4 protein-coding genes are annotated in these 4,190 nt (G+C 41.0%); 1 reads left to right on the top strand and 3 read right to left on the bottom strand.

What is annotated here, in order from left to right; translation table 11 throughout:
• The first annotated feature begins 153 nt into the window (after nt 1-153).
• Nucleotides 154-780, top strand: a complete 627-nt coding sequence (locus Xedl_RS17560) for an imm11 family protein (RefSeq protein WP_074025068.1) — start codon at nt 154-156, stop codon at nt 778-780.
• A 395-nt stretch (nt 781-1,175) separates the two neighbouring features.
• Here the strand turns inward: Xedl_RS17560 and Xedl_RS17555 are convergent, their stop codons facing one another.
• The 3 genes from Xedl_RS17555 to Xedl_RS17545 form a co-directional block, all read right to left on the bottom strand.
• Nucleotides 1,176-1,598 (bottom strand): hypothetical protein, encoded by a 423-nt coding sequence (locus tag Xedl_RS17555; protein WP_074025067.1) that lies wholly within the window; start codon nt 1,596-1,598, stop codon nt 1,176-1,178.
• Between the two features lie 637 nt (nt 1,599-2,235).
• The gene (locus Xedl_RS17550) at nt 2,236-3,750 is read right to left on the bottom strand and encodes a conjugal transfer protein TraG N-terminal domain-containing protein (RefSeq protein ID WP_074025066.1); all 1,515 of its coding nucleotides are present in this window, start codon (nt 3,748-3,750) and stop codon (nt 2,236-2,238) included.
• Nucleotides 3,747-4,085 (bottom strand): hypothetical protein, encoded by a 339-nt coding sequence (locus Xedl_RS17545; RefSeq protein ID WP_208605082.1) that lies wholly within the window; start codon nt 4,083-4,085, stop codon nt 3,747-3,749. The genes Xedl_RS17550 and Xedl_RS17545 overlap by 4 nt, the downstream gene beginning before the upstream one ends.
• Nucleotides 4,086-4,190: the final 105 nt, after the last annotated feature.

Genomic DNA, 4,190 nt, shown 5'->3' with positions numbered 1-4,190 from the left:
TCAGTCCTTCTTTTTGCTTTTTTGTGTCTGGAAAATCCAAATTCGCAAAAATGGGACTGAGTTTCTTTGATACTCCTACCATTTTGAAAAGTCATTTAGAAACGGTTTAGAAAATGGTTTATTTAAAGTTGATCCAAATACTGGGAGATTAATATGACTCATACTGAAAATGATTTTTTCATTGTTAAATATTCTCCAGATGGAGTAGGAATACCTTATTTCATGGATAAAGAATGGAATCCTGAATTACCATCTTATGATATTTATAAAAAACCACCATCCTTAGAAGAATTAGCTGATAAATATAATATAAAAATTAAATCCAATCAGTTAGATGGAGATTTTTTCGTCAAAGACCGTTTGGTTTCATTAAATATATTGAATTTATGTAAAGAACTAAAAATAAACTGCATAACTGTACCAGTTACGATTCAGCTATACAGAAATAAAACACCAAAAAAACAATATTTTCTTTTTTTTCTTTCTGATTATATATCTATATTAGATCCTAAAAAATCTATATTTTCTATTTCTAGAGATATATACACTGATAAATTGGATACTCCTGAGGATAAAGGGCTAGATAAAATTTATTATGAAAAAATAGACAAATTCCGTATTAAAAAAGATATATCTAAGCATTTATTTTTTTGCCAAGAATTATCAAAACCAGTTTGCTCACATGTATTCAAGAAAAAATTTGAATCACTTAATTTAAAGGGAGTTGAATTTGAAATCATAGATGATAATTATAAATACGATGCTTGGGATGGTTTTTAATTAGTAATTAATTTGCATAAATTATAACTGTATTGTAAATGTCCGGTGGACGTATATTACCGGACATTTATTTTCTTTCAATGAGAGTTCTAAATTAGAAGAAATATTTCCCATATTTAAAAAGGTTTTAATAGTTGATATATACCAATTTAACTTCAAGATGAAGGCTTGTTATGATTTTTTATTCTAAAAAATCAGCATTATATGAATTTTTAATAATGCATCTTCAAGTTTGTTGAGTATAGAGGCATGTCATCATGCAAAAGCCAGAGGATCACAGAAGTCTTCCCGCTTTATTACCATTACCCTACCTGATAATTCCCAATCAACCCCCACATCCTGAGCAGAATAAAGTGTATTCTGATAGTTTTATTCCTAAGTGCAAAACCATTTTCTTATTCTTTAATTTCCAAAGGAGTTTTACATTTAATTCCGGTTAACTCCGATAAATCCACATCATTTCCTGTCGTACGAAAAATTGCTTTACGCCTTTGACTAAATAGATGCTGGCAATGCACACACATATCATTAACATTATTCGGATTTTTAATGGCTTTTAATGTCCTGACAGCATATTTACCACACCGACACCTGACGACATAAATGGCATTACTTTTTCCGTCACTCCGTTGAGACAAAGGGCGGACACCTAACACGGTAAAAAAGCCATATTCATAGCCTTGAATCTGTATCAGTATGTTGATTAAATTAGGTTCCTTTTTACTTAAGCGTAAATCATATGTCGTTTTATAAGGAATAAAATAGTCAGCGGGTTTTTTATTCTTCCTGTTCTTACCCTTTTCATTGGTATCGTTCATCACTTCTTTTCATCCATTTTGTAGCACATTCAATGCGTTCTAATTTAACTCTGTTCATTATTAATTCAATAACGAAAAAACTAACCTTAACATTTAAGTTAAGTCAGCCAAATCGATTTTCCTCATTGCGAAAAATTAAAAATCATGAACGTTCATATTCCACGAAATACACAGGGTGTATACATGAACCGCCATTTTACAGGATTATTTAAATAAGACATCGAACCAGATGAAAATTTTTACTCATTGTTTTTACGCACTCTTTATTGCCATGAGAATAAGTAGCGAAGCCTCAACGGTTGCGACCCTTGAGGCTTCTATAATGATTAAATACCGTCTATTACCCTGAAAAGGGTATCGATATAAACATGAAATTATAGCTATTTATATATAATAGATACTGACTGAAATAGCATTCAATAATTTATTTTTTGTGATATATCTCACAAGCATTGTGTTACTGATGTAAAAACAAAACTTAAACTGAGAAGAACATGAATTAAAACATTAACGCAACAATATGACTTATTTTAATTATCGAAACAACGGTCAATAGATTAAAAAAAGGAAAATATCAAATTCAAACTCAACTTAGGGAATAACGTTCTATCCCTTAAGTCTTAAGCACCTAATTTGACTACTTTCCTCGGGATAATACCTTCTGCATCACCATTTGCCCGAACAGGCCGGCCGACTGTTTCACCTGCCCCACGCCCTGACTCATCATGCCCGCCATATCGCCCATCCGCACCCCTGCCCAGGCCAGTACGCCCAGCCAGACCATTGGCAGCACAATAAACAGTGTGCCCATCACCAGCCCCATAATCAAATCATCCGAGGTGTTCTGAAATCCCGCCAGATTCAACAGGCTGTGGGTGTCTGAGCCATACAGGGCGTCCAGTAAATAGCTGTCTAACCAACGGGCAGTCTCCCACCAGAAAGTCAGGAAATTCAACGCAAACAGGGCGAACGTCAGTGTGAGTACCGTCTTAAATTCATAGGCGGCAAACAGCAGGATCAACGGGATCAGGATATACAATGCCATCAGGATCACCGCCTGTATCATCGGCAAAGCCTGACGCACCGCATCAAACGCCGGCATGCTGAGGAATCCCCCCAGCAGAGTCCCCGCAGAAGACCCCACCCGATTTGATCTGTCCCAGACCGTAAAATCGGCATTGCCGCCATACCCCGCATACACATAGCCGTCCTGAGACATTGTCAAGTTAACCGGACTGACTAAACGGCGGATCACCGCTTCTTGATATTCACGGGTTTCCTTGCCCAGCATTTTGAGGGCTGCCGACAAACGCAACCACAATCCCGGATCAGCCTCGGCCAATACCCTGGCCTTCAGTCCGGTTTCAGGGGTTGACCACCAGGCCTGACAGGTGGGATAACCGCCCTGCCCGGTATTGGGCCGGCCAGTGTCCCGGCTTTCATTCCACGGAAATAGTACCCTGGGCATTCGGGATTGCAGCGTGGGGTAATCGCCGGATAAGAAGGTGCGACTGCCCAGCCAGTCAATATCATGCAGTGTGGCCGGATCAGAAGTTTGTCCCTGATCCCGTTGTTTCCACTGATACAACGCTAAGGCATAACAGTCATTAGTGAAATCCTGCAACTCCGCCGCCAGTGCAGGGTTGCTGATGCGGGTATGCTGCACCTCAAAGCGCACTTGCCGCAGATCCGGCCGGCAGGGAATGGAAGCGACCGCCGCTTGCGTTAATCCCTTTGACAACCGATGCACCACGGCCCACCAGAGGGGCACCGCCGCCGTCTGATTATTCAGGCTGGAGATCACCGGCGCATAACCACTTTTATCCGGTGCTTGCGGTGTCCAGATACCGCAACTTTCGGCGCGGGACTGATCGTACTGGAGGGTACTGAGGCTGACGTTGACCAGTGGCACACAACACACCACCATGACGAAAAAGGCACCATACAACGTATTTTCGAGACGGGCAAGCGACTGTAATCCGCCGTGACCGTCCTCTTCACCATTCTCCCGCACTTTCAGCCAGACCGCGATGACCTTTATCACTAAAGGCAGGGTAAACAGCCCGGTGGCAATCAGTATTTGCCATAACCCGTTATTGACCACCCAGCCAAGCAGGGTCAGAAAGTATTCCAGATAGCTGTTGGTGATCATAGCATCCCCCCAATATTCCCTGACAGGGCATATTCACCCAGCAGAATAAACAGCAGGCTGGACACCCTCATCCGTATTAACACTGCACGGTGTGCCGGCTGATGTGTTGTCTTTTGCCCGATTTTCCAGCTACCCCAGCCCAGTACGGCATACAGGCCTAACCGCCAGACTAACCAGAATCTCCCGGTTTCAGTCACCCAATGATGCATCTCGGTGAGTTTTTCCGCCTGGTGCAGCCCGACCCAGCCTGTCGCCACAGTGATAATCATAACTAAAGCGATGATGAGTGATAACGCAACTCCTTTTCTGAATACTGAAATCGTCTTTGCCATCATCGGTCTTATAGCTAAATCATACTAATATGACATAATATCTAAACCTAAGATGACAAGGCATAAAATGAGATGGGTTACAGCTTAGATTTTCGAAAGAGAGTATTG

The sequence above is a fragment of the Xenorhabdus eapokensis genome (assembly GCF_001908105.1).
This window is presented reverse-complemented; position numbering and strand designations above follow the sequence as displayed.